At 60.4% G+C, this 25,931-nt stretch carries 23 protein-coding genes; 12 read left to right on the top strand and 11 right to left on the bottom strand.

The window, feature by feature from the left end; genetic code table 11:
* Positions 1-4 precede the first annotated feature (4 nt).
* Complete coding sequence (focA, locus tag ACZ9IL_RS08235) at positions 5-853, bottom strand: formate transporter FocA (protein ID WP_476003072.1); 849 nt, start codon at positions 851-853, stop codon at positions 5-7.
* Positions 854-1,235: 382 nt separating this feature from the next.
* Entirely contained in the window at positions 1,236-2,996 is a 1,761-nt protein-coding gene (gene ycaO / locus ACZ9IL_RS08230; RefSeq protein ID WP_476003071.1) for a 30S ribosomal protein S12 methylthiotransferase accessory factor YcaO, read from the bottom strand.
* 287 nt (positions 2,997-3,283) lie between these two features.
* On the opposite strand from ycaO, the gene ACZ9IL_RS08225 reads away from it, so the two are divergent.
* Positions 3,284-3,982, top strand: a complete 699-nt coding sequence (locus ACZ9IL_RS08225) for a B3/B4 domain-containing protein (RefSeq protein ID WP_476003070.1) — start codon at positions 3,284-3,286, stop codon at positions 3,980-3,982.
* Between the two features lie 266 nt (positions 3,983-4,248).
* Here the strand turns inward: ACZ9IL_RS08225 and sugE are convergent, their stop codons facing one another.
* Positions 4,249-4,563, bottom strand: a complete 315-nt coding sequence (gene sugE / locus ACZ9IL_RS08220) for a quaternary ammonium compound efflux SMR transporter SugE (protein WP_476005322.1) — start codon at positions 4,561-4,563, stop codon at positions 4,249-4,251.
* 335 nt (positions 4,564-4,898) lie between these two features.
* Here sugE and asd point away from each other — a divergent pair, with 335 nt between their 5' ends.
* Entirely contained in the window at positions 4,899-6,011 is a 1,113-nt protein-coding gene (gene asd, locus ACZ9IL_RS08215) for an aspartate-semialdehyde dehydrogenase (RefSeq protein ID WP_476003069.1), read from the top strand.
* A 127-nt stretch (positions 6,012-6,138) separates the two neighbouring features.
* On the opposite strand, the gene cspD is transcribed toward asd, so the two are convergent.
* Positions 6,139-6,357: a cold shock-like protein CspD gene (cspD, locus tag ACZ9IL_RS08210; protein ID WP_005300025.1), complete on the bottom strand. Its 219-nt coding sequence runs from the start codon at positions 6,355-6,357 to the stop codon at positions 6,139-6,141.
* 228 nt (positions 6,358-6,585) lie between these two features.
* Between cspD and clpS the strand changes: the two genes are divergently transcribed.
* Positions 6,586-6,903 carry an ATP-dependent Clp protease adapter ClpS gene (clpS, locus tag ACZ9IL_RS08205; RefSeq protein ID WP_476003068.1) on the top strand — a complete coding sequence of 106 codons (318 nt, stop codon included), beginning with the start codon at positions 6,586-6,588 and terminating at the stop codon, positions 6,901-6,903.
* 60 nt (positions 6,904-6,963) lie between these two features.
* Entirely contained in the window at positions 6,964-9,222 is a 2,259-nt protein-coding gene (gene clpA, locus ACZ9IL_RS08200; RefSeq protein ID WP_476003067.1) for an ATP-dependent Clp protease ATP-binding subunit ClpA, read from the top strand.
* Between the two features lie 69 nt (positions 9,223-9,291).
* Here the strand turns inward: clpA and infA are convergent, their stop codons facing one another.
* The 3 genes from infA to aat form a co-directional block, all read right to left on the bottom strand.
* A complete protein-coding gene (gene infA, locus ACZ9IL_RS08195; protein WP_005300033.1) occupies positions 9,292-9,510 on the bottom strand; it encodes a translation initiation factor IF-1 in 219 nt (72 codons plus the stop codon).
* 68 nt (positions 9,511-9,578) lie between these two features.
* The gene (locus ACZ9IL_RS08190; protein ID WP_476003066.1) at positions 9,579-10,295 is read right to left on the bottom strand and encodes an arginyltransferase; all 717 of its coding nucleotides are present in this window, start codon (positions 10,293-10,295) and stop codon (positions 9,579-9,581) included.
* Positions 10,292-10,999: a leucyl/phenylalanyl-tRNA--protein transferase gene (gene aat, locus ACZ9IL_RS08185; RefSeq protein ID WP_476003065.1), complete on the bottom strand. Its 708-nt coding sequence runs from the start codon at positions 10,997-10,999 to the stop codon at positions 10,292-10,294. The genes ACZ9IL_RS08190 and aat overlap by 4 nt, the downstream gene beginning before the upstream one ends.
* Before the next feature lie 17 nt (positions 11,000-11,016).
* Between aat and ACZ9IL_RS08180 the strand changes: the two genes are divergently transcribed.
* The gene (locus ACZ9IL_RS08180; RefSeq protein ID WP_476003064.1) at positions 11,017-11,487 is read left to right on the top strand and encodes a glycine zipper 2TM domain-containing protein; all 471 of its coding nucleotides are present in this window, start codon (positions 11,017-11,019) and stop codon (positions 11,485-11,487) included.
* Positions 11,488-11,594: 107 nt separating this feature from the next.
* On the opposite strand, the gene ACZ9IL_RS08175 is transcribed toward ACZ9IL_RS08180, so the two are convergent.
* The 3 genes from ACZ9IL_RS08175 to ald form a co-directional block, all read right to left on the bottom strand.
* Positions 11,595-12,842: a diguanylate cyclase gene (locus tag ACZ9IL_RS08175; protein WP_476003063.1), complete on the bottom strand. Its 1,248-nt coding sequence runs from the start codon at positions 12,840-12,842 to the stop codon at positions 11,595-11,597.
* A gap of 56 nt (positions 12,843-12,898) precedes the next feature.
* Entirely contained in the window at positions 12,899-13,849 is a 951-nt protein-coding gene (trxB, locus tag ACZ9IL_RS08170) for a thioredoxin-disulfide reductase (RefSeq protein ID WP_476003062.1), read from the bottom strand.
* Between the two features lie 184 nt (positions 13,850-14,033).
* On the bottom strand, positions 14,034-15,149 hold the full coding sequence (gene ald / locus ACZ9IL_RS08165) for an alanine dehydrogenase (protein WP_476003061.1): 1,116 nt from the start codon (positions 15,147-15,149) through the stop codon (positions 14,034-14,036).
* 150 nt (positions 15,150-15,299) lie between these two features.
* Here ald and lrp point away from each other — a divergent pair, with 150 nt between their 5' ends.
* The 7 genes from lrp to purF all read left to right on the top strand — a co-directional run bounded on the left by lrp (position 15,300) and on the right by purF (position 24,403).
* Positions 15,300-15,791, top strand: a complete 492-nt coding sequence (lrp, locus tag ACZ9IL_RS08160; protein ID WP_005300047.1) for a leucine-responsive transcriptional regulator Lrp — start codon at positions 15,300-15,302, stop codon at positions 15,789-15,791.
* A 206-nt stretch (positions 15,792-15,997) separates the two neighbouring features.
* Complete coding sequence (locus ACZ9IL_RS08155; protein ID WP_476003060.1) at positions 15,998-18,493, top strand: DNA translocase FtsK; 2,496 nt, start codon at positions 15,998-16,000, stop codon at positions 18,491-18,493.
* A gap of 70 nt (positions 18,494-18,563) precedes the next feature.
* Positions 18,564-19,172 (top strand): outer membrane lipoprotein periplasmic chaperone LolA, encoded by a 609-nt coding sequence (gene lolA / locus ACZ9IL_RS08150; RefSeq protein WP_476003059.1) that lies wholly within the window; start codon positions 18,564-18,566, stop codon positions 19,170-19,172.
* 76 nt (positions 19,173-19,248) lie between these two features.
* Positions 19,249-20,586 carry a replication-associated recombination protein A gene (locus ACZ9IL_RS08145; RefSeq protein WP_476003058.1) on the top strand — a complete coding sequence of 446 codons (1,338 nt, stop codon included), beginning with the start codon at positions 19,249-19,251 and terminating at the stop codon, positions 20,584-20,586.
* A 302-nt stretch (positions 20,587-20,888) separates the two neighbouring features.
* A complete protein-coding gene (gene serS, locus ACZ9IL_RS08140; RefSeq protein ID WP_476003057.1) occupies positions 20,889-22,184 on the top strand; it encodes a serine--tRNA ligase in 1,296 nt (431 codons plus the stop codon).
* Between the two features lie 188 nt (positions 22,185-22,372).
* The gene (locus ACZ9IL_RS08135) at positions 22,373-22,864 is read left to right on the top strand and encodes a CvpA family protein (RefSeq protein WP_476003056.1); all 492 of its coding nucleotides are present in this window, start codon (positions 22,373-22,375) and stop codon (positions 22,862-22,864) included.
* A gap of 18 nt (positions 22,865-22,882) precedes the next feature.
* Complete coding sequence (gene purF, locus ACZ9IL_RS08130) at positions 22,883-24,403, top strand: amidophosphoribosyltransferase (protein WP_476003055.1); 1,521 nt, start codon at positions 22,883-22,885, stop codon at positions 24,401-24,403.
* Positions 24,404-24,479: 76 nt separating this feature from the next.
* Here purF and ACZ9IL_RS08125 read toward each other — a convergent pair whose 3' ends face one another.
* Entirely contained in the window at positions 24,480-25,910 is a 1,431-nt protein-coding gene (locus ACZ9IL_RS08125) for a 6-phospho-beta-glucosidase (protein WP_476003054.1), read from the bottom strand.
* Positions 25,911-25,931 lie beyond the last annotated feature (21 nt).

Raw genomic sequence — 25,931 nt, 5'->3', positions numbered from 1 at the left:
ATCCTTAATGATGGCGACGGAAGATAAACCAGTAAGTCAGACCAACCATCACGCCACCACCAATGATATTACCTATGGTGACCGGGATCAGGTTGTGTAGAACGAAGTTGGATACGGTCAGATCGGCGAAGGTCGCCGGGTCCTGGCCGATGGCCTGCCAGAATTCCGGGCTCGCGACGCTGTGAATCGCGATACCGACCGGGATCATAAACATGTTGGCGATGCTGTGCTCAAAACCGGAGGCCACGAACATGGCGACGGGGAGCAACATGACCATCACCTTGTCGGTGGCACTGCGGGCGCCGAACGCCATCCACACGGCGAGACACACCATGAGGTTGCACAGGATGCCGAGGGTGAGGGCCTCGAAGAAACCGTGATGGATCTTGTGCTGGGCGACCTTGAGCGCATTCAGACCCCATTGACCATCCGCCGCCATGTACTCGGCCGAGACGATGATGAGCCCGACCACGATGAGCCCGCCGATGAAGTTGCCAAAGTAGACCAGTCCCCAGTTCTTGAGCAGTTGTGCCCAGGTGATGCGGTTGGCGGCCTTGGCCACCAGCGTCAACGTGGTGGAGGTGAACAGCTCGGCACCGAGCAGTACGCACAGGATGAGGCCGAGGGAGAAGCAGAGACCACCGACCAGCTTGCTGAGGCCCCAGGCCACATTGCCGGCGCCGGTGGTGACGGTGATGTAGAAAACAAACGCAAGAGCGATGAAGACGCCCGCGGTGATGGCCAGAGGGATGACCTTGTATGCGGGCTTGGTGGCCTTGGCATAGGTAATGTCTTCTGCCAGGGCGGCGATGGCTTCGGGCTTCAGACAATCAAAGGGAGATTCTGCTTTCAATTCTCATGTACCTGCATATTTTGCCTGTGGAAATCATAACAAAGGGCCTGATCGCCAAAATTGACATCGATCAAGAATTACAGATTGTGAATGTAATTTTACTACAGAAATTTGAGCCCTCTGGCAGCTTGACTTTACAGCCTATTTCAGGTGAAACAGAATTGATGTAATTTGTAAGCCTATGATTTTAAATCATTTAAAATTATTTATTCTTAAAATATATCGGCAAGATATCTTTGCGGCAACACTGCACACAACTGGCCTGGTTGACAACCCCCTAAGAGGTATTTTTTGTTTTTTATTTCATCCCTGAATAACAGCCAGCCAAAGCGTAGACCATAAAACTGAAGGGGCCATCAGGCCCCTTCGTCACATTACCACATCAGGCCCAGGAATGGGCTCGTTTGGCCTTCTGTAGTTTCTCATAGGCCGCCAGCAGCTTCTGGTGCAGCGGGAACTGGGACAGGGACAGATCCGCCGCCTCCAGCCCGTGGAAGCGTGCCTCGCCGCTGGCATGGGCCCAGGCCTCGGCCAGCGTCGCTTCCCCGAACATGCGGCTGAACACGGCGCGGTACTGCTCGGGATCGCGCTCCTCATCCAGGAACAGCTCGACACAGGCGCGCAGGGCACGGTAGTAGTTCGCGCGATCGCTCGGGAACACCGACTGGTTGTACTCCATGGTCCAGTCGATGAGATCCAGCGCGCTTTCCAGCTCGCCGGCGGCCAGCGCCAGCATGGCTTTGAGCTCGCCGACCCGCAGGGTGTGCAGGGCAGTGCCCTTGGCGGCGGCGATGCCGAGCAGCTCGCGCACCCGGGTACGCTCGTCGTGGCCTTCTTCGTCCAGCTGGTCGAACAGCGCCATGTACTGCTCCGCGTCCCACTCCAGCGCCGGCAGGGCCAGCAGGGTTTCACGCAGGTGGGCGCCCATGGTGTTGTTGGCCAGCAGCAGATCCTCGACCGGATAGATGTCGGACATGCCAGGCACCAGGATGCGACAGGCGTAGACGCCGAGGTGCTCGTAGTCGGCGATGTAGACCGGCTGCTCCAGCTCGTGGAAGATGCCGATCAGGTGATCGAACTCCTCTTGCGAGGTGCCGCGGAAGTCCCAGTCGGCGAACTCGAAGTCCGCTTCCTGTTTGAACAGATCCCAGCTGATGAGGCCGGAGGAGTCGATGAAGTGGGTCTCCAGATTGTGGTGATCCGCCACCTGCTCGTTGTCAAACGAGGGCGGCACGAACACGTCCAGATCCTTCAGACCACGGCCCTGCAGCAGCTCGGTGACGGTGCGCTCGAACGCCACTTCGAAGCGCGGGTGGGCGCCGAAGGAGGCGAAGCAGGTGCCGTTGCGCGGGTTGAGCAGCACCACGCAGATGACCGGGTAGCGACCACCGAGGGAGGCATCGAAGCTGTAGATGGGGAAGCCTTCGGCCTCGAGTGCGGCGATGGAGGCCGCTATGCCGGGATAGCGGGCAATCACCTCGGCCGGGATCTCCGGCAGGCTGATGGCCTCGGCGATGATCTTGTTCTTCACGTGGCGCTCGAACACCTCGGACAGCCCCTGGGTGCGGGCCTCGGTCTTGGTGTTGCCGGCGCTCATGCCGTTGGAGACATAGAGGTTGCCGATGATGTTCATCGGGATGTAGACGGTCTGATGATCGGACTGGCGCTCGAACGGCAGCGCGACGATGCCGCGCTCCTCGTTGCCCGATTGCAGATCCACCAGCATGTCGGCGGTCACTTCCCCGTCCGGGTTGTAGAACTTGCGGGTGAAGCCGTCGAGCAGGCCGGCCGGCAGTTGATCCCCCTCGATGGGGAACCACTTCTCGTTCGGGTAGTGGACGAAGTCGCCGTTGGCAACTTGCTCCCCCAGATAGAAGTCGGCGAAGAAGTAGTTGGTGGAGAGACGCTCGAAGTATTCGCCGAGCGCGGAGGCCAGGGCCGCCTTCTTGCTGGCGCCCTTGCCGTTGGTGAAACAGAGGGCGCACTCCTTGTCGCGGATGTGCACGGACCAGACATTGGGCACGGGGTTGAGCCAGGAAGCCTCTTCGATATCAAAGCCCAAGGCTTGCAGCTTGGTCTGGAAGCGTTCGATGGAGTCTTCCAGTGCCGCGTCCTTGCCGGGAATAAAAGTGTGGTCGGTCATCACAATATCCTGATTTTTATTGACTCATGTTTGGTCGCAGATAATAGCATGAGTCGGCGCAGAAGCGGCCAGGACAATGGCGCCCTGGATGCGTTTCGGGGCCCGGCGGCGGCAGTAGAGGAGGGTTGGTTATTAAAATTTCTTAACAGGATTAAGAATAAGTAGCTTTTATTATGTCCAGCAGTTTCCCATGATGTGGCCATCTTCACCCGGGCGAGCCGCGCCCCCATGTCGCCCGCTGGTCATCGTTCACCCGGTTCGCCCTTTATCACCCTTTGGGAGTCTTTATGTCGTCCATGACACCGTTAATCGATGCCGATATCGCCGCCGTCGCCCCCGGGTTTCGGGCCCTCAGCATCCTGGTCGAGGCCGCCCCCGTGGCCGATCGACACATTGGCGCCCAGGCGCTGGCGCAGGCCTGCCAAGCCGTCATCGCGGGCAGTGTCCCTTGGGCTCAGGATCATCTGTCGGCCTGGGCCGAGGTGTTCAAGCAGTTTGGCGCCAAGCCGCAGCGGTTTCCCTGCTCGGCAGAGGCCCTGCGCAAGCGGGTGCTGCGCGATGGCGATCTGCCGAGCATCGATCCCGTCGTCGATCTCTACAACGCCATCAGCATCGAGTACGCCATCCCGGTCGGCGGGGAGAACCTGGTGGCCTATGAGGGTGTGCCTCGGCTGGTCATCGCACAGGGCAGCGAGCTGTTCGACACCATGAAGGAGGGGCTCCCCGTCCATGAGAATCCGGAGCCCGGTGAGGTGGTCTGGCGCGACGACAAAGGGGTGACCTGCCGCAGGTGGAACTGGCGGCAGGGGGTCAGAACCCGACTCAGCGTGGAGTCCGAGCAGATGTGGTTCATCCTGGAGAGCTTGCCGCAGATGCCGCTGGCCGCGCTGCATGAGGCCGGCGATCGGCTGATCGATGGCTTGAGGCAGATGATGCCCGGGGCCCGCATCGAGAAAGAGCTGATCGGGATCCCGCTCGGTGCATAGGGCAGGGAAGGAAAGAGGAAAGAAAAAATGGCCACCTTGAGGTGGCCATTTTTATACGTGGCGATGGACGCAGGTTGCGGCCATCGACACGTCGGATGGCGCCGGGATAGGGCAGATAAACCCACCACCCGGCATCCATGTTACCGACAAAAACAGATTAAAAATTACACGAAACAGTAGATTGTCGTCCTGCGTGCAGGGGCACTGGCACTTGTCACGGCCTCGCCGCAGAAAGGCGGTGATCCCGGCGCCCGGCTTGTTGCCCCTTATCCGATGAATTTCAGACCCAATATCCCGCCAACGATCAGCGCCAGGCAGAGTACCCGGGCCAGGTTGGCCGGCTCGTTGAACAGCCAGATCCCCATCAACACGGTGCCGACCGCGCCGATGCCGGTCCAGACCGCATAGGCGGTGCCGAGCGGCAGCTGTTTGACCGCCATGGCGAGCAGCAGCACGCTCACTCCCATGGCAGCCAGGGTCAGCAGGGTGGGGAGGGGGCGGCTGAAGCCGTCGGTGTATTTGAGGCCAATGGCCCAGGCGACCTCGAACAGGCCGGCCAGTAGCAGCAGTATCCATGCCATCATGGGTTTTCCACAGGGGCAGGGTCGTCCCTGCGAAAGAAAGGAAGCCTCGGGGTCGTCCCCGAGGGGCAGTCACTGCCAGTGGGTGTCAATCATGCCTAAAGGTGGCTGCCGTGCCAAGGGGCTTGCCTGCCAGAGGGGCGGTGGATATTGCGGCAATCGACACAGAATATTGCGCAATTCGACTTGCGCCTGTCGCCACAATCCGTAATGTGGACAAACGCATATCTTGCAACTCAATCGTTGTGACGAACTTGTGAACGGACCCGCGTCCGGCAAGGGGTCACGGTGTATGACGCTTCGTTTTCAATAGCAGCTATCCAGGGTAGGACATTATGAAAAAAGTAGGTTTGGTCGGTTGGCGTGGCATGGTGGGTTCGGTGCTGATGAGCCGGATGCAGGAAGAAAAAGACTTTGCCCGCATTCAACCCACCTTCTTCACCACCTCCCAGGCCGGTGAGGCCGCCCCCAACTTCGGTGTCGATGCCGGCACCTTGCAAGATGCCTTCGATCTCGAGGCGCTGGCTGCGCAAGAGATCATCATCACGGCCCAGGGCGGCGACTACACCAAGGATGTCTACCCGCGCCTGCTGGCCGCCGGCTGGAAAGGCTACTGGATCGATGCCGCGTCCTCCCTGCGCATGGAGAAGGACGCGGTCATCATCCTGGATCCGGTCAACGGCGACGTCATCGACGAAGCGCTGGCCAAGGGCGTCAAGACCTTCGTCGGTGGCAACTGTACCGTCAGCCTGATGCTGCTGGCCCTCGGTGGCCTGTTCAAGGCCGATCTGGTGGAGTGGGTGAGCGTGGCGACCTATCAGGCCGCCTCCGGTGGTGGTGCCCGCCACATGCGCGAGCTGGTCACCCAGATGGGGCTGCTGCGCGATGAAGTGGCGGTGGAGCTGGCGGATCCCGCCTCGGCCATCCTCGACATCGAGCGCAAGATCACCGAGAAGACCCGCTCCGGCACCCTGCCGGTGGACAACTTCGGCGTGCCGCTGGCCGGTGGTCTCATCCCCTGGATCGACACCAAGCTCGACAACGGCCAGAGCCGCGAGGAGTGGAAGGGGCAGGCGGAGACCAACAAGATCCTGGGGATTGAAGACGCTGCCATCCCGGTGGACGGTCTGTGCGTGCGGATCGGCGCCCTGCGCTGCCACAGCCAGGCCTTCACCATCAAGTTGAAGAAGGATGTGCCGCTGGCCGAGATCGAAGCGCTGATCGCCGCTCACAACGACTGGGTCAAGGTGATCCCGAACGAGCGCGACATCACCGCTCGCGAGCTGACCCCGGCCGCCGTCACCGGCACCCTCAGCATCCCGGTGGGGCGTCTGCGCAAGCTCAACATGGGGCCGGAATACCTGGCGGCCTTCACCGTGGGTGATCAGCTGCTGTGGGGCGCCGCCGAGCCGCTGCGCCGCATGCTGAACATCCTGCTGGCGCGCTGACAAGCCGTTCGCCACGGGAACTGATACAAAAGGAAGGCTCAGCCTTCCTTTGTTGTTTCTGATGGCGTTGGCCATAAAAAAACGGCAGCCGCCTGGCATGCCGTTTTTTATTGATCCAGTTTGACTCTTACATGTTCTGTGCTTCGTTTGGCACGATGACAGAGGCGTGATTTCCTTTCGGCCCCTGCTGCAGTTCAAAGTTGACTGCCTGACCCGCTTTCAGGGTCTTGTAACCTTCCATTTGTATCGTGGAGTAGTGAGCGAAGATATCTTCACCACCGCCTTCCGGACAGATAAACCCAAATCCTTTTGCGTTGTTGAACCACTTGACTGTTCCGGTTGCCATACATCTACATCCTTTTATTGATTACCCTGAAGTCGTTGAGTAACCTGCGCCAGCCTTATATAACTAGAACATCAGCCCATAGCAGACGGGCGCCGATTAGCAAGTAACCAATCTAGTCCAACTTTTGAACGAGTCAAGAAGATGTTAACAACCGATGTGATCTGGTTAACAAGTCTATTGACAATCTTCGGCGAGACGGTAGTAATCTAGAGGTACCACAGCGCAATTATGAGCAAGCAGAAAGAACTCTTTGCTAATGAAGAGATTGCAGAGGCAGAGAAAACGAAGCTGCAACCGCCACCCATGTACAAGGTCGTGTTGAACAACGATGACTACACGCCCATGGAGTTCGTGGTGGAGGTGCTGCAAAGGTTCTTTGGTATGGATCTGGACAAGGCCACTCAGGTGATGCTGAGCGTGCATTATAGTGGTAAGGGAGTCTGCGGCACATTCACCGCCGAGATTGCCGAAACCAAGATGGTCCAGGTGAACACCTACGCACGTAACAACGAACATCCACTGCTATGTACCATGGAAAAGGCTTGAATCTGATGACTTGATGGCGATAACGACACCGCATTGTTGTTGTACTGAGGGGAGGTGCCTATGTTGAACAAAGATCTAGAAAAGACGCTGAACGAGGCTTTCAAGTTGGCTCGTGACGAGCGCCACGAATTCATGACTGTCGAGCACCTGTTGTTAGCCCTGTTGGATAACAGCTCCGCCCATGAGGCGCTGAGCTCATGTGGTGCTGATGTGGAGTTGATGCGCAAGGAGATCCGCGCATTCATCAATCAAACGACCCCGCTCATTCCCCGCGATGATGAAGACCGCGAAACCCAACCCACCCTGGGCTTCCAGCGCGTGCTGCAACGGGCCGTGTTCCATGTCCAGTCGTCCGGCAATACCGAGGTGAGCGGTGCCAATGTCCTGGTCGCCATCTTCAGCGAGCAGGAATCCCAGGCCGCCTACTTCCTGAAAAAAGCCGAGGTCAGCCGGCTGGACGTGGTGAATTTTCTCTCCCACGGGGTGCGCAAAGACAGCAAACCCGAGAGTGGCAACAGCGGCAACAATGCCGAGTCTGACGACGAGGTCTCCTCTGCCCAGATAGAGAGCTTTGCCACCAACCTCAATCAGCTGGTGCTGGAAGGGCGCATCGATCCGCTCATCGGCCGGGATCAGGAGCTGAGCCGTACCATCCAGGTATTGTGCCGTCGCCGCAAGAACAACCCGCTGCTGGTGGGGGAAGCCGGTGTTGGCAAGACCGCCATCGCCGAGGGGTTAGCCTACCGCATCGTCAAGGGCGATGTGCCCGAGGTGATTGCAAACAGTACCATCTATTCGCTGGACATGGGCTCTCTGCTGGCGGGGACCAAGTATCGCGGTGACTTCGAAAAACGCCTCAAGGTGCTGCTCAAGCAGATCGAGCGTCAGGAAGGGGCCATCCTGTTTATCGACGAGATCCACACGATCATTGGGGCGGGTGCCGCCTCTGGTGGTCAGCTGGATGCAGCCAACCTCATCAAGCCGCTGCTCTCCAATGGCTTGCTGCGCTGTGTGGGGTCCACCACCTATCAAGAATATTCCCAGATCTTCGAAAAAGACCGCGCCTTGGCCCGTCGCTTCCAGAAGATCGACATCGTCGAGCCGAGCGTGGACGACACCACTCGCATCCTGATGGGGCTCAAGAGCCGCTATGAGTCACACCATGGCGTGCGTTACACCGTCAAGGCCATCCGGGCTGCGGTGGAGCTCTCGGCCAAGTACATCAACGACCGCCACCTGCCGGACAAGGCGATCGACGTGATCGACGAGGCGGGTGCCGGGCAGCGTCTGCTGCCGGCCAGCAAGCGCAAGAAGGTGATCAATGTGCCGGAGATCGAGGCGATCGTTGCCAAGATTGCCCGCATCCCGGAAAAATCGGTCTCCTCCTCCGACAAGGAGGTGCTGAAAAATCTGGAGCGCAATCTCAAGATGGTGGTGTTCGGGCAGGACAAGGCCATCAGCGTGCTGACCGATGCCATCCGCCTGTCACGCTCCGGCTTGGGCAATGAACGCCGACCCGTGGGTTGCTTCCTGTTTGCCGGCCCGACCGGGGTGGGCAAGACCGAAGTCACCCAGCAGCTTGGCAAGGCGCTCGGGGTCGAGGTGCTGCGTTTTGACATGTCCGAGTACATGGAGCGCCACACCGTCTCTCGCCTGATCGGGGCACCTCCCGGCTATGTCGGTTTCGAACAGGGGGGCTTGTTGACCGATTCGGTGCTCAAGCACCCGCACTCTGTGGTGTTGCTCGATGAAATCGAGAAGGCGCACCCGGATGTTTTCAATCTGCTGCTGCAGGTGATGGATAACGGCACCCTGACGGACAACAACGGGCGCAAGGCGGATTTTCGCAATGTGATCCTGGTGATGACCACCAACGCGGGCGTGCAGGAGACCCAGCGCAAGTCCATCGGCTTCCAGCAACAGGACATGAGCCACGACGCCATGGCGGTGATCAACAAGACCTTCAGCCCGGAATTCCGCAACCGGCTCGATCACACCATCTGGTTCAATCATCTGGACATGGCCGTGATCAATCAGGTCGTCGACAAGTTCATCGTCGAACTGCAGGTACAGCTGGATGCCAAGGGCGTGTCACTGGAGGTATCCGAAGAGGCGCGTCACTGGCTGGCCGAGAAGGGCTACGATCGGGCAATGGGTGCCAGACCCATGGGACGGGTCATTCAGGAGCACCTCAAGAAGCCGTTGGCCAATGAGATCCTGTTTGGTTCACTGGTCGATGGCGGGGTGGTGAGGGTAGAGTTGGTGGATAACAGCCTCAGCTTTGATTTTCAGGTCAATGTTGAAGCTGTCTCCCACTAAGTGTGTTCAATGCCAGAAATGACAAAAAACCCCAGCCGAGAGGCTGGGGTTTTTTGCTGAATTCCTGGCTTAGCGAGAGCGGAAAACAATACGTCCCTTGGAGAGATCGTACGGAGTCAGAGCCACCGTTACTTTGTCCCCAGTCAGGATACGGATGTAGTTTTTGCGCATCTTGCCGGAAATATGAGCGATAACCACGTGACCATTTTCCAGTTCCACACGGAACATGGTATTGGGCAAGGTTTCGAGAATGGTACCCTGCATCTCAATACTGTCTTCTTTAGCCATTGAATCCTCTTGATAAGCCACAACAAAAAACCGCTGGATCATGCCGGATTTAAGGCTATGTGTAAAGTTTACTCGGGCCTGGTGTCGAATTTTTTCCATTCTCCCTGTACCAGCAGCTCGTGGGGCAGGTATTGGCGCTTGTAATTCATCTTGCGGCACGCCTCCACCAGATAGCCGAGATACAGCCAACTGCGACCGGTGCGCCGGGCAAGTTCCAACTGACTCAGAATGGCGAAGGTACCAAGGGAGCGATCGGCATAGTCCGGATCGAAGAAGGTGTACATGGCGCTTAAGGAATGGGGCAGCAGATCGGTGGTGGCGACCCCGATGAGCCGCCCTTCTTTGCGCATCTCGAGGTAGAGCGGGGGCATCCAGTCGCAATGCAGGAAGCCCTTGTACTGGGTACGGCTCGGCGGGTACATGCTGCCATCGCGGTGGCGCTCGCGAATGTAGCGCTCGTAGAGCTGGTAATATTCGGGCTTGTCGTCGTAGCTCAGCACCAGCTCCAGGTCCCGGTTCAGCTGGCGAATGCGTTTCTGGCCGCGACTCGGTACGAAGCGCTCGCTATGGATACGCAGGGATTGGCAGGCGCTGCAAGCCGGGCAGTGGGGGCGATAGATGTCGTTGCCGCTGCGCCTGAAGCCCGCCGTCAGCAGCCGTTCATAGCCCGCGGCATTGAGCAACTCGTGATCCATCAGCACCAGCAACTGCTCCTGCTCGTGGCCGAGATAACTGCAGGGGTGTTTGGGGGTCAGCCCCACCTTGAGGATCACTTCTTCGGTCATAGACTGATGCTCCCTGCCTGCCAGCAGCCATCGGCCAGCTGCTGCTGACTCAGATTCGTCAGGGCCGTGAGAAACTGGCGCCTTGGCCACTGCTCTATCCCCAAGGTCGCGAGGAAGTCGTTTTGCATCTGGCAGTCGATGAGGGCGCCACCATGGCGGGCGAAGTGGCGACAGAGCGCCACCATGGCCAGTTTGGCGCCGTTATCGATGCGGCTGAACATGGACTCGCCGCAGAAGACGCGACCGAGAGAGAGACCGTACAACCCGGCCTGCAACTGGCCGTTCTGCCAGATCTCGATGGAGTGGGCGTGGCCCAGGCGATGAAGTTGCTGATAGGCGTCGATCATGGGAGTGCTTATCCAGGTTCCACTGGCACTGCGACGGGGGGCGGCGCAGGCCGCTATCACCTCATTAAAGGCGCAATTGATGGAAATATCGAATGAGGTTCGGCGGATAAACTTGTGCAGGCTGCGCCCGATGTGTAACTGCTCGGGTTCAATGACGCCTCTGGGATCCGGCGACCACCACAGCAGGGGCTGGTGCGGCTCATTCCACGGGAAGATCCCCCTGTGATAAGCTGCCAGCAAGCGGTCAGGAGAGAGATCGCCGCCGATGGCCAGCAGGCCGTTGGGCTCCTCCAGTGCATGGCTGGGGGAGGGGAACCAGCACAGCTCATCATCCAGTTGGGTAAGATAGCGAGACATAAGACAGAGGTTCATAGATGAAGGCCATTATCCTGATAGTATCCAGCTTGCTCGGCTTTGTCACGGCGCCTGCCTGGAGCGCAGTTTACGAGCGCAACACGGCGCGCCCCGTGGATCAGGTGGTGTTTGGTCAGGTGGATACGGTGCGCAACATCACCCAGCGCCAGATAGTGGAATCCGAGCATTCCGGTTGGAAAACCCTGGGTGGCGCCCTACTGGGCGGCCTGCTAGGCAACCAGTTTGGCGGCGGGCACGGGCGGGAGATCGCCACCGCGGTGGGGGCCCTGGCGGGGGCGGCCGTGGCACAGCAATACCAGTCCGGCGGCAGCGTGGTGGAGAACAAGCTGGTGGAGCTGCTCATTCGCAACGAGCAGGACGGGCTCATCAACGTGATCCAGGATTACGATCCGGCCATGGTGTTCGCCAGTGGCGACAAGGTGCGGATCCTCTACTTCAGCGATGGGGTGCGGGTCGATAAGACCTATTGAGTCAGGCCGTCTGTCGGGAAGAGAAAGCAAGAAGGGAGATTAAAAGCGGGAAGAATAACCCGGCAGCCCCGCGAGGGGCGCCGGCGGTACTACACGGAATACCCCTGTCAGGCAGAGGTGTCCTGAGACACTACCTTGTCGCGGCCGGTGTTCTTCGCCTGATACAACTGGCGATCCGCCTCGCTCAGCGCCTCGTCCATGGAGAGCCGTCCGACGTTGATTACGCCAAAACTGGCGCGCACGAACAGCGATATCTCCCGGGACAGGGGTTGCTGACGCATCTGCTGTCGTAGCCCCTCCAGCCGCTTGAGCAGCACGGACACGGTGCAATGGGGCACCATCAGCGCAAACTCCTCGCCACCGAAGCGGGCAATCATGGCGTCGGGGAAGAACTGGGTGAGCAGCCGGGTCAGGTGGCAGAGCAGCAGATCGCCGATGGCATGGCCCCAGTGATCATTCACTTGCTTGAAGTGATCCACGTCGAGCACGCACAGGGTGAGCTGCGCTTGCTGGCGCTGATGCTCCTCGAACCACTTCTGTCCCTCATTGAACCAGTAGCGCCGATTGTAGAGCCCGGTCAGGTAGTCGCGATTGGCCGACTCCTGAATGCTGTTGAACTGCTCCAGCGCCTCCAGATTGTGGCTGACCCGGCACTGCAGCTCCTCGGGTTCGAACGGCTGGTTGAGAAAATCGTTCGCACCTTGCTTGAGGTAACGGGCGGAGAGTCCGCGCTTGTCCGACACCGAGATGCCGATGATGGCGAGCCGCTGCTTGCTGTAGCGCTCCCGCAACATGCGCACCAGGCTGATGCCGTCGATCTCCGGCATGTAGTAGTCCACCAGCATCAGTCGAATGGCGGGATTCTGCTCGAGGATGGCGAGGGCGTCGCGGGCGCTGTTGGCCTCATGCACCAGCAACAGCTGTTTGCGCAACTGGGCCATGGTGCGGTGGCGGGCGGTACGGGAGTCATCGACCACCAACACCTCGATGGCCTGGTTGAGGTAGAGACGGTGCACCAGGCTGACGGCGTATTGCAGGGAGTGGCGTGAGTCCTTCATCACATAGTCCATCACGCCGGCCTCCAGCCAGGCCTCCCGCTTCTCCTCGCTGATGTCGGCGGTGAGGATCACTACCGGCAGGCCCTGAGTCAGCAGCACATTGACCGCTTCTCCATTGGGGGCATCCGGCAGGGTGAGATCCACCAGGGCGACCACGTACTCTTCCCCCTTACAGTGGCTGGCCCCCGCCAGCGTGTCGAAGGCGTCGATCTCTAGCCCGGTTTGCTGGGTGATGGCCTGGATCAGCATGCGACGGATCGTCAGGCTGTCTTCGACTATCAATATTTTACGTTTCATCCGGCTCCTTAAAACAAAAGGGCATGCCTCTTGGCATGCCCTTTATATCTTTGCGCTTATTGTGCGTCCAGATATCGCTCTGCATCCAGTGCCGCCATGCAGCCGGTGCCGGCAGAGGTGATCGCCTGACGGTAGACATGGTCGGCCACGTCCCCTGCGGCAAACACGCCTGGGATGCTGGTCTGGGTCGCGAAGCCTTCCAGGCCGCCACGCACCTTGAGGTAGCCATTCTCCATGGCCAGCTGGCCCGCGAAGATCTGGGTATTGGGCTGGTGGCCGATGGCGATGAAGACCCCCATCAGCGACAGCTCGGAGGTGGACTCATCCCGGGTGCTGCGCAGGCGCACGCCGGTCACGCCCATGTTGTCACCCAGCACTTCATCCAGAGTCTGATGGGTGTGCAGCACGATATTGCCGCTGGCCACCTTGTCGTGCAGGCGCTTGATCAGGATCTTCTCGGCGCGGAACTCGTCGCGGCGATGGATCAGGTGCACCTTCTTGGCGATGTTGGCCAGGTAGAGCGCCTCTTCCACGGCGGTGTTGCCGCCACCGATCACGGCCACTTCCTGGTTGCGATAGAAGAAGCCGTCGCAGGTGGCACAGGCGGAGACGCCACGGCCCTTGAACGCCTCTTCGGAGGGCAGCCCCAGATACTTGGCGGAGGCGCCGGTGGCGATGATCAGCGCATCGCAGCTGTATTCGCCGTTGTCACCCTTGAGACGGAACGGACGCTGGGTCAGCTCCACTTCATTGATGTGATCGAACAGGATACGGGTATCGAATTTTTCCGCATGGGCCTGCATGCGCTCCATCAGGGCCGGACCGGTCAGCCCTTCTGCATCACCTGGCCAGTTTTCCACCTCGGTGGTGGTGGTCAGTTGACCACCTTGCTGCATGCCGGTGATGAGCAGGGGATTGAGGTTGGCGCGGGCGGCATAGACGGCGGCGGTGTAGCCTGCCGGGCCTGACCCCAGGATCAGCAGTTTGCTGTGAGTAACTTGGCTCATGATGTGATTTCCGAGACGTGATGAGTTTGCGCGATTGTAGGTAATTCGTGATCCGGGGTCAAAGGCCAGCGCATCGATTGTGGCAATCGCCCCCGAGAGGGAAAGGGGCTGGGATGACGCCATAAAAAAACCGCCCATCGCGGGCGGATTTTCACTCATCACGTCCCCTTGCGGGGCCGGGCGATCAGTTCAGCAGGGTCAGGGGGTCCGTGTAGGCCAGATTGTGCGCCTCGGCGACTTCCCGGCAGGTGATCTTGCCGTCCATCACGTTCAGCCCGTGCAGCAGATGGGGATCTCCCAGCAGCGCCTTGCGATAGCCCTGCTCGGCCAGTCGGATGATGAAGGGCAGGGTGGCGTTGTTGAGGGCCACGGTGGAGGTTCTGGCCACGGCACCCGGCATGTTGGCCACGCAGTAGTGCACCACCTCATCGACGATGAAAGTCGGATCCTGGTGGGTGGTGGCGTGGGAGGTTTCCACGCAGCCGCCCTGATCGATGGCCACGTCGACCACGGCCGAGCCCGGCTTCATGCGCGCAATGTGGTCACGGCTGACAAGTTTTGGCGCAGTGGCACCGGGTACCAGCACGCCGCCAATCACCAGATCCGCCGCCAGGATGTGGCGCTCCAGGGTCTCGCGGTTGGAGTAAACCACCTTGGCGGCTCCCTGGAATTCGCTGTCGAGGCGACGCAGGGTGTCGATGTTGTTGTCGAGGATGGTGACGTCGGCGCGCAGGCCGATGGCCATACGGGCTGCGTTGGAACCCACCACTCCGCCACCGATGATCACCACCTTGGCAGGTTCGACACCGGGCACACCGCCGAGCAGCATGCCGCTACCGCCACGGGACTTCTCCAGCGCCTGGGCACCGGCCTGAATAGACATGCGCCCCGCCACCTCCGACATGGGGGCCAGCAGCGGCAGGCCACCGCGGCTATCGGTGACGGTTTCATAGGCGATGCAGACCGCGCCGCTGTCCTGCAATTCACGGGTCTGGGCCAGGTCCGGCGCCAGATGCAGGTAGGTGAACAGGGTCTGGCCCGGGCGCAGCATGGCGCGCTCGACAGCCTGGGGCTCCTTGACCTTGACGATCATCTCGGCTTTGGCGAAAACATCGCCAGCAGAGGCCAAAATTTCGGCTCCGGCAGCCAGATAATCTGCGTCACTGAAGCCAATGCCACTTCCTGCGCCGCTTTGGACGAAAACAGTATGGTTTCGTGCTGTTAGTTCACGTACACTGGCTGGAACCATGCCTACGCGATATTCATGGTTTTTTATTTCCTTAGGTACACCGATAATCATGCTATCCCTCGTCTATCGATTGGTGGTTTATGTTGCCGTTATGTTAAGCGACATTTGCGCCTAGTATATTCAGGTATTGACAGGATTTGTGACCATAATTATAAGATAGCTGGTGATTCTTACCAAAAAATAGCCAAAGGATGGAATTAAATGATGGAAGCTAAGAGTCGGCTAAAGGATTTGGACAGGATTGACCGCAACATTTTGAATGAACTGCAAAAGGACGGCAGGATTTCGAATGTTGAGTTGTCCAAACGAGTTGGCCTGAGTCCTACACCGTGTCTGGAACGGGTTCGTCGCCTTGAGCGACAAGGTTATATCGAAGGATATGCCGCTATTCTGAACCCTCATTATCTGGATGCGTCTCTGTTGGTATTCGTGGAGATTACCCTCAATCGTGGCGCCCCCGATGTGTTCGAGCAGTTCAACAAGGCTGTTCAGGTGCTCGAAGAGATCCAGGAATGCCACTTGGTCTCCGGTGATTTCGATTATCTGCTCAAGACCCGCGTCAGTGACATGTCGGCTTACCGCCGCTTGCTTGGGGAGACGCTGCTGCGTCTGCCCGGGGTCAATGACACCCGCACCTACGTGGTGATGGAAGAGGTCAAGCAGAGTAGTCGTCTGGTGATCAGCACCCGCTAAGCGGGTTATGCTGTGACTTGCAAGTTCCATGACGAGTCACGATAGTCAGAAACGAGCGGCTGGTCCGCTCGTTTCTTCTTATGGCGTATTCATGTTATTACCCTGTTCATGGCCCCGCCTCAGGCACAGGCTGACAATGGGTGGGCTTTTCAGGGATACTAGGCCCCCTATCCCCGCATTAGTTGTTTTCAGAAAGGAGCCGGAGTTTGGCCGATAAAAAGCTGTTTACTCCTTTATCAGGTACCCAACGGATCTTCGAGGCCGTCTTGATCGCCATCACCCTGATGGCTGCCTATCTCTTGCTTGCCCTGTTGTCCTATCACCCCGCCGATCCCGGTTGGTCCCAGACCTCCTGGCAGGGGGAGGTGAAGAACCTGGCAGGCAGCGCCGGTGCCTGGCTTGCCGATATCACTATGTTCACCTTCGGCGCTTTCTCCTATCTGGTCCCCCCGCTGGTGGTGCTGCTCGGCTGGAGCCTGTTCTGGCGCCCGAGTCGACTGCTGGAGGTGGACTATCTCACTCTGTCGGTGCGGATCATCGGCTTCGTGCTGACCGTGCTCGGCATGTCGGCCATCGCCAGCATGAACTTCAACGACTTGCAGAATTTCTCCGCCGGCGGCCTGGTGGGAGACGTGATCGCCTCCGCCGTGGTGCCGCTGTTTGGCGGCGTCGGTGCCAACCTGATGCTGCTCTGCTTCGTGGCCACCGGCATCACCCTGTTTACCGGCTGGTCCTGGCTCACCATCGTCGAGCGGATCGGTGCCACCTGCACCGGCAGCGTCAGCGCCGTCTATCACTTCCCCACCACCCTGGGCCGCTGGTTGACCGGTGGCTGGCGCCAGCCCCGCTATGAGGGGCCGGATCCCCTGCTGGAAGGGGGCGTTGGCGCCCTCGATCTGGGTGACGAAGACGATGAGCCGCACAGCAGCTGGACGCGCAATCCCAAGGCCGGCGGCAAGGCCCAGCAGGCAAAATCTGACCAATGGCTGCCGGAGCTCGACGAGGATACCTTCCAGTTCGACCCGCAGTTTGACGACGAGGATGACGAGGCGCCGGCACCGGTTGCCAAGCCCCGTCGCGTAGCCAATACCCGTCCGCAGCCAATCGTGGATGAGGACGATCTCGATCTGCCCTGGGCGGAAGGGGAGGACGAGCCCGCGGCACCGGTTGCCGTCGCGCCCAAACCCAAGCGTCGCCCGCAGCCGAACATGGCCCCCTTGCCGAGCGTTGAGCTGCTGGACAGACCGCCCGCCAAGACCCAGATGATGAGCAAGGACGAGCTGGACCGCATGGGCCGGCTGGTGGAAGCCAAACTCGCCGATTACAACGTGCAGGCCAAGGTGGTCGGCGTCTATCCGGGGCCCGTCATCACCCGCTTCGAGCTGGATCTCGCGCCTGGCATGAAGGCGAGCAAAATAACCAACCTGTCCCGCGATCTTGCGCGCTCGCTGTCGGCCAGCAGCGTGCGGGTGGTGGAAGTCATTCCGGGCAAGACCTTCGTCGGCATCGAGTTGCCAAACCGGGTGCGCCAGACCGTCTACCTGCGCGAGACTCTGGACTGCGAGGCCTTCCGCGAGAGCCGCAACCCGCTCACCATGGGCTTGGGTCAGGACATCGCCGGCGAGCCCGTGGTGGTCAACCTCGCCAAGATGCCGCACCTGCTGGTGGCCGGTACCACCGGCTCGGGCAAATCGGTGGGGGTGAACACCATGATCATCTCCATGCTCTACAAGTCGTCCCCCGACGATCTGCGTTTCATCATGATCGACCCCAAGATGCTGGAGCTGTCGGTCTACGAGGGGATCCCGCACCTGCTGACCGAGGTGGTCACCGACATGAAGGACGCCGCCAACGCCCTGCGCTGGTGCGTGGGCGAGATGGAGCGTCGCTACAAGCTGATGTCCGCGGTCGGGGTGCGCAACCTCAAGGGTTACAACGACAAGGTGCTGGCCGCGGCCGCCGAGGGGCAACCCCTGCGCGATCCCCTGTGGCGCCCTGGTGACTCCATGGATCAGATGGCGCCTGAGCTCGAGAAGCTGCCCCACATCGTGGTGGTGGTGGACGAGTTCGCCGACATGATGATGATCGTCGGCAAGAAGGTGGAAGAGCTTATCGCCCGTATCGCCCAGAAGGCGCGGGCCGCCGGTATTCACCTCATCCTCGCGACCCAGCGTCCGTCGGTGGATGTGATAACGGGCCTCATCAAGGCCAACATCCCGACCCGGATCTCGTTCCAGGTATCGAGCAAGATCGATTCACGCACCATCCTGGATCAGGGCGGCGCCGAATCCCTGCTCGGCATGGGTGACATGCTCTACATGCCGGCCGGCACCTCCAACCCGACCCGGGTGCACGGTGCCTTCGTCGACGACCACGAGGTTCACAAGGTGGTGGCCGACTGGAAACTGCGCGGCGAGCCGAACTACATCGACGAGATCCTCTCCGGTGAATCGGACGGCGAGGGTGGCGGTGGCGACTACGGCAGCAATGGCAACGAAGAGCTCGATGCCCTGTTCGACGAGGCGGTGGCCTTCGTGGTGGAATCCCGCCGTGGCTCCACCTCCAGCGTACAGCGCAAGTTCAAGATCGGTTACAACCGGGCGGCCCGTCTCATCGAGCAGATGGAGAATCAGGGCATCGTCAGTGCCCCGGGCGGCAACGGTCAGCGCGACGTGCTGGCCCCGCCGCCGGTACGTGACTAAGCCTCCATATCATCCTGGCCATGTCTGCGGACATGGCCTGTTATCTGACCCTCTTATTACGGGAATCGTGATGAAAAAAGCATTATTGATGGGTTCTGTTCTGCTGCTGGCCAGCAGCCAGGTGTGGGCCGATGCCGCCAGCGATCTCAAGCAGAAACTGGCCGGCGTGAGCCTGTTCTCCGCCAAGTTTGCCCAGGTGGTCTACGACAGCAAGGGCAAGGAGCTGCAACGGGCTGGCGGCGATCTGCTGGTGCAGCGACCAAATCGCTTCAACTGGCACACCACCACCCCGGATGAGAGCCTGATCGTGGCCGATGGCAAGGATGTCTGGGTCTACGATCCCTTCGTCGAGCAGGTCACCGCCCTCAAGCTCAAGGACGCCGTGCTCAATACTCCCTTCGTGCTGATTGCCGGCAACGACAACGCGCTCTGGAAGAACTACGACGTGACCCAGCAAGGGGATGTCTATACCGTCACCAGTCGCAATCAGGACGAGCTGATCGCCTCCTTCCGCATCACCTTCGATCGGGCCAACAACATCAGCCGCTTCGACGTGAAAGAGGCGCAGGGGCAGTGGAGCGAATTCACCCTGAGCGGCTTCAATCGCAAGCCGGTGCTCAAGGGCAACGAATTCGTGTTCAAGGCTCCGAAGGGGGTCACGCTGGACGATCAGCGTTGATAAGCACGCTGGTGCCGGATTTTTCGTCGGGCTGCCTCCTGCTGGCGGCTCGCATCACGCTGGATGACCGAGGCTGATGAACAACCTGTCGCTGGATTTTTCGTCTGACTTTCGCCCGCTGGCGGCCCGGATGCGGCCGCAAACCCTCGACCAATACATAGGTCAGCAGCACATCCTGGGGGCGGACAAGCCCCTGCGCAAGGCCATACTGGCGGGGCATTGCCACTCCATGATCCTGTGGGGGCCTCCCGGCACCGGCAAGACCACCTTGGCCGAGCTGATGGCGCACTATTGCCAGGCCGAGGTGGAGCGCCTCTCCGCAGTCACCTCCGGCATCAAGGAGATCCGCGCCGCCATCGACAAGGCGAAGGAGAACAGCTGGCGCGGGGTGCGTACCATTCTGTTCGTGGACGAGGTGCACCGTTTCAACAAGAGCCAGCAGGATGTGTTCCTGCCCCATATCGAAGACGGCACCATCACCTTCATCGGTGCCACCACCGAAAACCCCTCGTTCGAACTCAACAACGCACTGCTCTCCCGGGCCCGGGTCTACCTGCTCAAACGACTGGAAGAGGACGATATCCTCGCCATGATCGATCAGGCGCTGAGCGATCCCCGCGGTCTCAATGACCCGACCCTGACCTTCGCCCCCGGGGTGAAGGAGGCGCTGGCCAAGGCGGTGGACGGGGACGGACGCAAGTCTCTCAACTACCTCGAGCTGCTGGCCGACATGGCCGAAGCCGACGGGGCAGGGAAGCGCATCATCGACAGCGCCCTGCTGGCCGCCGTGGTGGGGGAGCACGTGGCCCGCTTCGACAAGGGCGGCGATCACTTCTACGACCTCATCTCGGCGGTGCACAAGTCCATCCGTGGCTCGGCGCCGGATGCGGCGCTCTACTGGTATGCCCGCATGGTGAGCGCCGGTTGCGATCCGCTCTATATCGCGCGTCGGCTGCTGGCCATCGCCTCGGAAGACGTGGGCAATGCGGATCCCCGCGCCATGCAGGTGGCGCTGTCTGCCTGGGACTGCTTCCACCGCATCGGTCCGGCGGAAGGGGAGCGGGCCATCGCCCAGGCGATCGTCTATCTCGCCTGCGCCCCCAAGAGCAATGCGGTCTACACCGCCTGGAAGGCGGCGCTTCACGATGCCAAGAACCTGCCGGACTTTGAGGTGCCGCCGCACCTGCGCAATGCGCCGACCAGGCTGATGAGCGAACTCGGCTACGGCGCCGAGTACCGCTACGCCCACGACGAGCCCGGCGCCTATGCGGCGGGGGAGAGCTACTTCCCTCCCGAGCTCGCCGGCAAGCACTACTATCAGCCGACGGAGCGGGGTCTGGAGAAGCAGATCGGCCAGAAGCTCGACTACCTGCGTGAACTCGACCGCCAGAGCCCGCGCAAAAGAGACGAGTAGCCCTCGTCTGGGCGCCTGGGCGGCAATCGGCCGGACAGACGAACATTGCCCTGCCGACCCCCTCAAACTTGGTAAAAACGACAGCAATACGCCCTGTTCGGGCGGGGGTGCGGTCTGTTACACTGCCCCTCTGACCCCGTTTGTCTTGGCCTGGTGCCATCTTCTTGATTTTGAAGGCCTGATGTTCACGGCTCGATACTCAAAGACGACAGGGGTGCGCCAACCGATGTTAACTTCCGGATCTGTATTCTCGCCAGGGCGGATAACCCAGGCCAGATCCCATTACAAAAAGTAGGTAAACCATGCTGGATCCCAAATATCTGCGCAGCGATATCGCCGAGGCTGCCGCTCGTCTGGCGACACGTGGCTACGTTTTGGACGTAGCGGCTGTCAATGCTCTGGAAGAGAAACGCAAGGATCTGCAGTCCCGCACCCAGGAGCTGCAGGCCGAGCGCAACGCCCGCTCCAAGTCCATCGGTGAGGCGGCTCGTCGTGGTGAAGATGTGGCCCCGCTCAAGGCCGAGGTGACCAAGATCAACGACGAGCTGGAGACCAGCAAGGTCGAGCTCGAAGCGCTGCTGGCCGACATCAAGGCCATCGCCGACGCCATCCCCAACCTGCCGAGCGACACCACCCCGGTGGGTCGTGACGAGAACGACAACGTGGAAGTGCGTCGCTGGGGCACCCCGCGCGAATTCGACTTCCCGGTGCGCGATCATATCGATCTCGGCGAAGCGGCCAAGGGCGTGGATTTCAAGAACGGCGTCAAGCTCTCCGGTGCCCGCTTCGTGGTGATGAAGGGGCAGATCGCTCGTCTGCACCGCGCCCTGGCGCAGTTCATGCTTGACCTGCACACCCAGCAGCACGGTTACACCGAGTGCTACGTGCCCTATCTGGTGAACCCGGACAGCCTGTACGGCACCGGCCAGCTGCCGAAGTTCTCCGAAGACCTGTTCAACACCGGCATCAACGGGGAAGGGGACGACGAGGGCAAGGTGCGCAAGTTCTCCCTGATCCCGACCTCCGAAGTGCCGCTCACCAACATGGCCCGCGACGAGATCTTCGACGAGCAGGAACTGCCCATCAAGATGACCGCCCACAGCCCCTGCTTCCGCTCCGAAGCCGGCTCCTACGGTCGTGATACCCGCGGTCTCATCCGCATGCACCAGTTCGACAAGGTCGAGATGGTGCAACTGGTTCACCCGGAAAAATCCTGGGATGCGCTGGAAGAGATGGCCGGTCACGCCGAGAAGGTGCTGCAACTGCTGGAGCTGCCGTATCGCGTGATGGCGCTCTGCACCGGCGACATGGGCTTCTGCGCCGCCAAGACGTACGATCTGGAAGTGTGGCTGCCGGCCCAGAATACCTACCGCGAGATCTCGTCCGTCTCCAACTGCACCGACTTCCAGGCGCGCCGCATGCAGGCTCGTGTGCGCATCGACGGCAAGCCCCAGCTGCTGCACACCCTCAACGGCTCCGGCCTGGCGGTGGGTCGCACCCTGGTGGCGGTGATCGAGAACTACCAGCAGGCCGACGGTCGCATCGCCATCCCGGCGGCGCTGCAGCCCTACATGGGCGGCCTGAGCCACATCGGCTAAGCCCGCGCCGGTAACGACAACGCCATGGCCATGCCATGGCGTTGTGCATTTCGGCGCCGCTCAATCGTTTGAATAGGGCTGAAAGCCGTCTCCATTGGCCCCCTGTTGGGTTGTTAACACAATTTTATCAAGCATTGCGCAATCGTTTTTGTTAGACTGCGCCGCAATTTCGCAGGACATCTTTTTCTATGGTCTGGATTGATTACGCCATCATCGGCATCGTCGGTTTCTCCGCGCTCATCAGCCTGGTGCGCGGCTTCGTCAAGGAAGCCATGTCCCTCGTCACCTGGTTTATCGCCTTCTTCATCGCCAGCCATTTCTATCCTGATCTCGCCGTTTACTTCACTTCGTTCTCAGATGATCTCGTGCGCAATGGCCTGGCCATCGCCGCCCTGTTCGTGGCGACCCTGATCCTCGGCAGCGTGGTGAACTATGTGGTGGGCTTGCTGGTAGACAAGACCGGCCTGTCCGGTACGGACAGGGTGCTCGGCGTCTGCTTTGGCGCCATTCGCGGGGTGCTGATCGTCAGTGCCCTGCTGTTTTTTATGGACACCTTCACCGGTCTCTCCCAGAGTGACTGGTGGCTGGCGTCCAAGCTGGTGCCGGAGTTCAAGCCGGTGATCCAGTGGTTTTTCGGGTTCATGTTGAACTCATCGAGTTTTCTCCAACAGGTACAGTGACTTCGAGGTAGCAAAGACATGTGCGGTATTGTCGGTATAGTTGGCACCACCCCCGTCAATCAGGCCCTCTACGACGCCTTGACGGTGTTGCAGCACAGGGGACAGGATGCCGCCGGGATCGTGACCATTGACAGTGGAAACTTCCGGCAACGCAAGGCCAACGGCCTGGTGAAGGATGTGTTTGAAGTGCGCCACATGCAGCGGCTGCAAGGGAATATCGGCATAGGACATGTCCGTTATCCCACCGCAGGCAGCTCCAGTGCCGCAGAAGCCCAACCTTTTTACGTCAACTCTCCCTACGGCATGGTGCTGGCCCACAACGGCAACCTCACCAACGCCAAGGCGCTCAAGGAGCAGCAGTTCAAGGTGGCCCGCCGCCACATCAACACCACCTCCGACTCGGAAGTACTGCTGAACGTGCTGGCCCACGAGCTGGACTTGTGTGACAAGATGGAACTGCGCCCGGAGGATATCTTCTCTGCGGTGCGCAAGACCCACCAGCAGATCCGCGGCGCCTACGCCGTGGTCACCCTGGTGATCGGCCACGGTCTCATCGGTTTCCGTGATCCCAACGGCATCCGTCCCTTGATCCTGGGTCGCCGCGCCGACGAGCAGGGCCAGGTGGAGTACATGCTCGCCTCCGAGAGCGTGGCGCTCGACGCCATCGGTTTCGAGACGGTGCGCGATGTCGCCCCGGGCGAGGCCATCTACATCACCGAGCAGGGTCAGCTGTTCTCCGAGCAGTGTGCCGAGCACCCGCAGATGAGCTCCTGCATCTTCGAGTACGTCTACTTCGCCCGTCCCGATTCCTGCATCGACAAGGTCTCGGTTTATGCCGCCCGCCTCAACATGGGCCGCAAGCTGGGCAAGAAGATCGCCCGCGAGTGGGAAGATCTCGACATCGATGTGGTCATTCCCATCCCCGAGACCTCCTGCGACGTGGCGCTGGAAATCGCCCATACCCTGGACCTGCCATACCGTCAGGGCTTCGTGAAGAACCGCTACATCGGCCGTACCTTCATCATGCCGGGCCAGACCCAGCGCAAGAAGTCGGTGCGCCGCAAGCTCAACGCCATCGGCTCCGAATTCAAGGGCAAGAGGGTGCTGCTGGTGGATGACAGCATAGTGCGCGGGACCACCTCCGAGCAGATCATCCAGATGGCGCGGGAAGCCGGTGCGGCCAAGGTCTACTTTGCCTCCGCCGCCCCCGAGATCCGCTTCCCCAACGTCTACGGCATCGACATGCCCACCGCCAACGAGCTGATCGCCCATGGCCGGGAAGTGGACGAGGTGTGCAAGCTGATTGGCGCCGATGGCCTGATTTTCCAGGATCTGGAAGATCTGGAAGAAGCGGTGCGGGAGATCAACCCCGAGCTGCGTCACTTCGAGACCTCGGTGTTCAACGGTCACTACGTCACCTCGGACGTGGATCAGAGCTACCTGGATCACCTCAACGCCATGCGCAGCGACGACAACAAGGCGGTGCGCGAATGGCAGGAAGGCACCAGCAACCTGGAAATTTTTAACGAAGGCAGTTAAACGTTTTCTCGCCGTCGATGAAATGAAGAGGGGGGCCTGGGCCCCCCTCTTTTTTATCTGTTTTACTGCGATCCCGTCACGCCAGATCTTCCCCGTGGCTGGCGATTACCTTCTTGTACCACCAGAACGACTTCTTGCGCTTGCGCGCCAGGGTGCCCTTGCCGGCATCGTCCCTGTCCACATACACGAAGCCATAGCGCTTGCGCATCTCGCCGGTGGAGGCGGCCACCAGATCGATGCAGCCCCAGCTGGTGTAGCCCATGAGCGGCACGCCGTCCTCGATGGCATCCCCCATGGCGCTGATGTGCTCACGCAGGTAAGCGATGCGGTAGTCATCCTCGATCTCGCCCTGCTCGTTGATCTCATCGACGGCGCCAAGGCCATTTTCCACCAGAAACAGCGGCTTCTGGTAGCGATCATAGAGGGTGTTCATGGTGATGCGCAGGCCGAGGGGATCGATGCCCCAACCCCATTCGCTGACCTTGATATGGGGGTTGCGCAGAGACTTGACCACATTGGCGGCGCTGGTGTTGCCCGCGTTCATGTCGGCGGAGGCGCAGCGGGAGGCGTAGTAGCTGAAGGAGACGAAGTCGACCGTGTGTTTCAGGATCTCGTCATCCCCCGGCTCCTTGATCAGGGTCACGCCCTTCTCGCGAAACAGGCTGGCGGCATAGGCCGGGTAGGCGCCGCGGGCCTGCACGTCGATGAACAGCAGGTTCTCCCGCTCCTTTTGCAGCGCAGCCCAGATGTCTTCCGGCTTGCAGGTGTAGGGATAGAAGTTGCCCCCCGCCAGCATGCAACCGACCTGATTGCTCGGGTTCACCTCATGGGCGATGCGGGTCGCCAGCGCACTCGCGACGAGCTCGTGGTGGGCCGCCTGATACTTGACCTGCTCCTGATCTTCACCCGCGTCGAACACCAGCCCGGCGCCGGAGAAGGGGCTGTGCAGCATGATGTTGATCTCGTTGAAGGTGAGCCAGTACTTCACCAGCCCATCGAACTGCTCGAAGCAGGTGCGGGCGTAGCGGGTGAAGAATTCCACCATCTTGCGGTTGCGCCAGGAGCCGTACTCCACCACCAGGTGCATGGGCACGTCGAAGTGGCACAGGGTCACCAGCGGCTCGATGCCGTATTTCTTGCACTCCTCGAACACCGCCCGGTAGAAGGCGATGCCCTCGGGGTTGGGCTCTTGCTCGTCACCCTTGGGGTAGAGCCGGGCCCAGGCGATGGAGGTGCGAAATACGGTGAAGCCCATCTCGGCCATCAGCGCGATGTCTTCCTGGTAGCGGTGATAAAAATCGATGGCGTCGTGGCTCGGATAATACTCGTCGTCGCGCAGGGTGAAGCGCTGCTCCTGGCCGAGCTTCACCGCCATGCGGTTCGGGCCGTGGGGGATCATGTCGACCGTGGTCAGGCCCTTGCCCCCCTCGCGGTAGCCCCCCTCCGCCTGGTTGGCGGCCAGCGCGCCGCCCCAGAGGAAGTCTTGTGGAAATCTTGCTAACGACATCTGTTACCTCTTGTCATGTCG

It is taken from the genome of Aeromonas sp. TECH754, from assembly GCF_056279295.1.
Note: the sequence above shows the minus strand (reverse complement) of the source record. Positions and strands in the feature narration are given on the sequence as shown.

Bases quoted from the DNA above. Each gene is read 5' to 3' on its own strand.
- ycaO (WP_476003071.1), bottom strand. From the start codon at position 2,996: ATGACCGACCACACTTTTATTCCCGGCAAGGACGCGGCACTGGAAGAC.
- ACZ9IL_RS08225 (WP_476003070.1), top strand. From the start codon at position 3,284: ATGTCGTCCATGACACCGTTAATCGATGCCGATATCGCCGCCGTCGCC.
- sugE (WP_476005322.1), bottom strand. From the start codon at position 4,563: ATGGCATGGATACTGCTGCTACTGGCCGGCCTGTTCGAGGTCGCCTGG.
- asd (WP_476003069.1), top strand. From the start codon at position 4,899: ATGAAAAAAGTAGGTTTGGTCGGTTGGCGTGGCATGGTGGGTTCGGTG.
- cspD (WP_005300025.1), bottom strand. From the start codon at position 6,357: ATGGCAACCGGAACAGTCAAGTGGTTCAACAACGCAAAAGGATTTGGG.
- clpS (WP_476003068.1), top strand. From the start codon at position 6,586: ATGAGCAAGCAGAAAGAACTCTTTGCTAATGAAGAGATTGCAGAGGCA.
- clpA (WP_476003067.1), top strand. From the start codon at position 6,964: ATGTTGAACAAAGATCTAGAAAAGACGCTGAACGAGGCTTTCAAGTTG.
- infA (WP_005300033.1), bottom strand. From the start codon at position 9,510: ATGGCTAAAGAAGACAGTATTGAGATGCAGGGTACCATTCTCGAAACC.
- ACZ9IL_RS08190 (WP_476003066.1), bottom strand. From the start codon at position 10,295: ATGACCGAAGAAGTGATCCTCAAGGTGGGGCTGACCCCCAAACACCCC.
- aat (WP_476003065.1), bottom strand. From the start codon at position 10,999: ATGTCTCGCTATCTTACCCAACTGGATGATGAGCTGTGCTGGTTCCCC.
- ACZ9IL_RS08180 (WP_476003064.1), top strand. From the start codon at position 11,017: ATGAAGGCCATTATCCTGATAGTATCCAGCTTGCTCGGCTTTGTCACG.
- ACZ9IL_RS08175 (WP_476003063.1), bottom strand. From the start codon at position 12,842: ATGAAACGTAAAATATTGATAGTCGAAGACAGCCTGACGATCCGTCGC.
- trxB (WP_476003062.1), bottom strand. From the start codon at position 13,849: ATGAGCCAAGTTACTCACAGCAAACTGCTGATCCTGGGGTCAGGCCCG.
- ald (WP_476003061.1), bottom strand. From the start codon at position 15,149: ATGATTATCGGTGTACCTAAGGAAATAAAAAACCATGAATATCGCGTA.
- lrp (WP_005300047.1), top strand. From the start codon at position 15,300: ATGATGGAAGCTAAGAGTCGGCTAAAGGATTTGGACAGGATTGACCGC.
- lolA (WP_476003059.1), top strand. From the start codon at position 18,564: ATGAAAAAAGCATTATTGATGGGTTCTGTTCTGCTGCTGGCCAGCAGC.
- ACZ9IL_RS08145 (WP_476003058.1), top strand. From the start codon at position 19,249: ATGAACAACCTGTCGCTGGATTTTTCGTCTGACTTTCGCCCGCTGGCG.
- serS (WP_476003057.1), top strand. From the start codon at position 20,889: ATGCTGGATCCCAAATATCTGCGCAGCGATATCGCCGAGGCTGCCGCT.
- ACZ9IL_RS08135 (WP_476003056.1), top strand. From the start codon at position 22,373: ATGGTCTGGATTGATTACGCCATCATCGGCATCGTCGGTTTCTCCGCG.
- purF (WP_476003055.1), top strand. From the start codon at position 22,883: ATGTGCGGTATTGTCGGTATAGTTGGCACCACCCCCGTCAATCAGGCC.
- ACZ9IL_RS08125 (WP_476003054.1), bottom strand. From the start codon at position 25,910: ATGTCGTTAGCAAGATTTCCACAAGACTTCCTCTGGGGCGGCGCGCTG.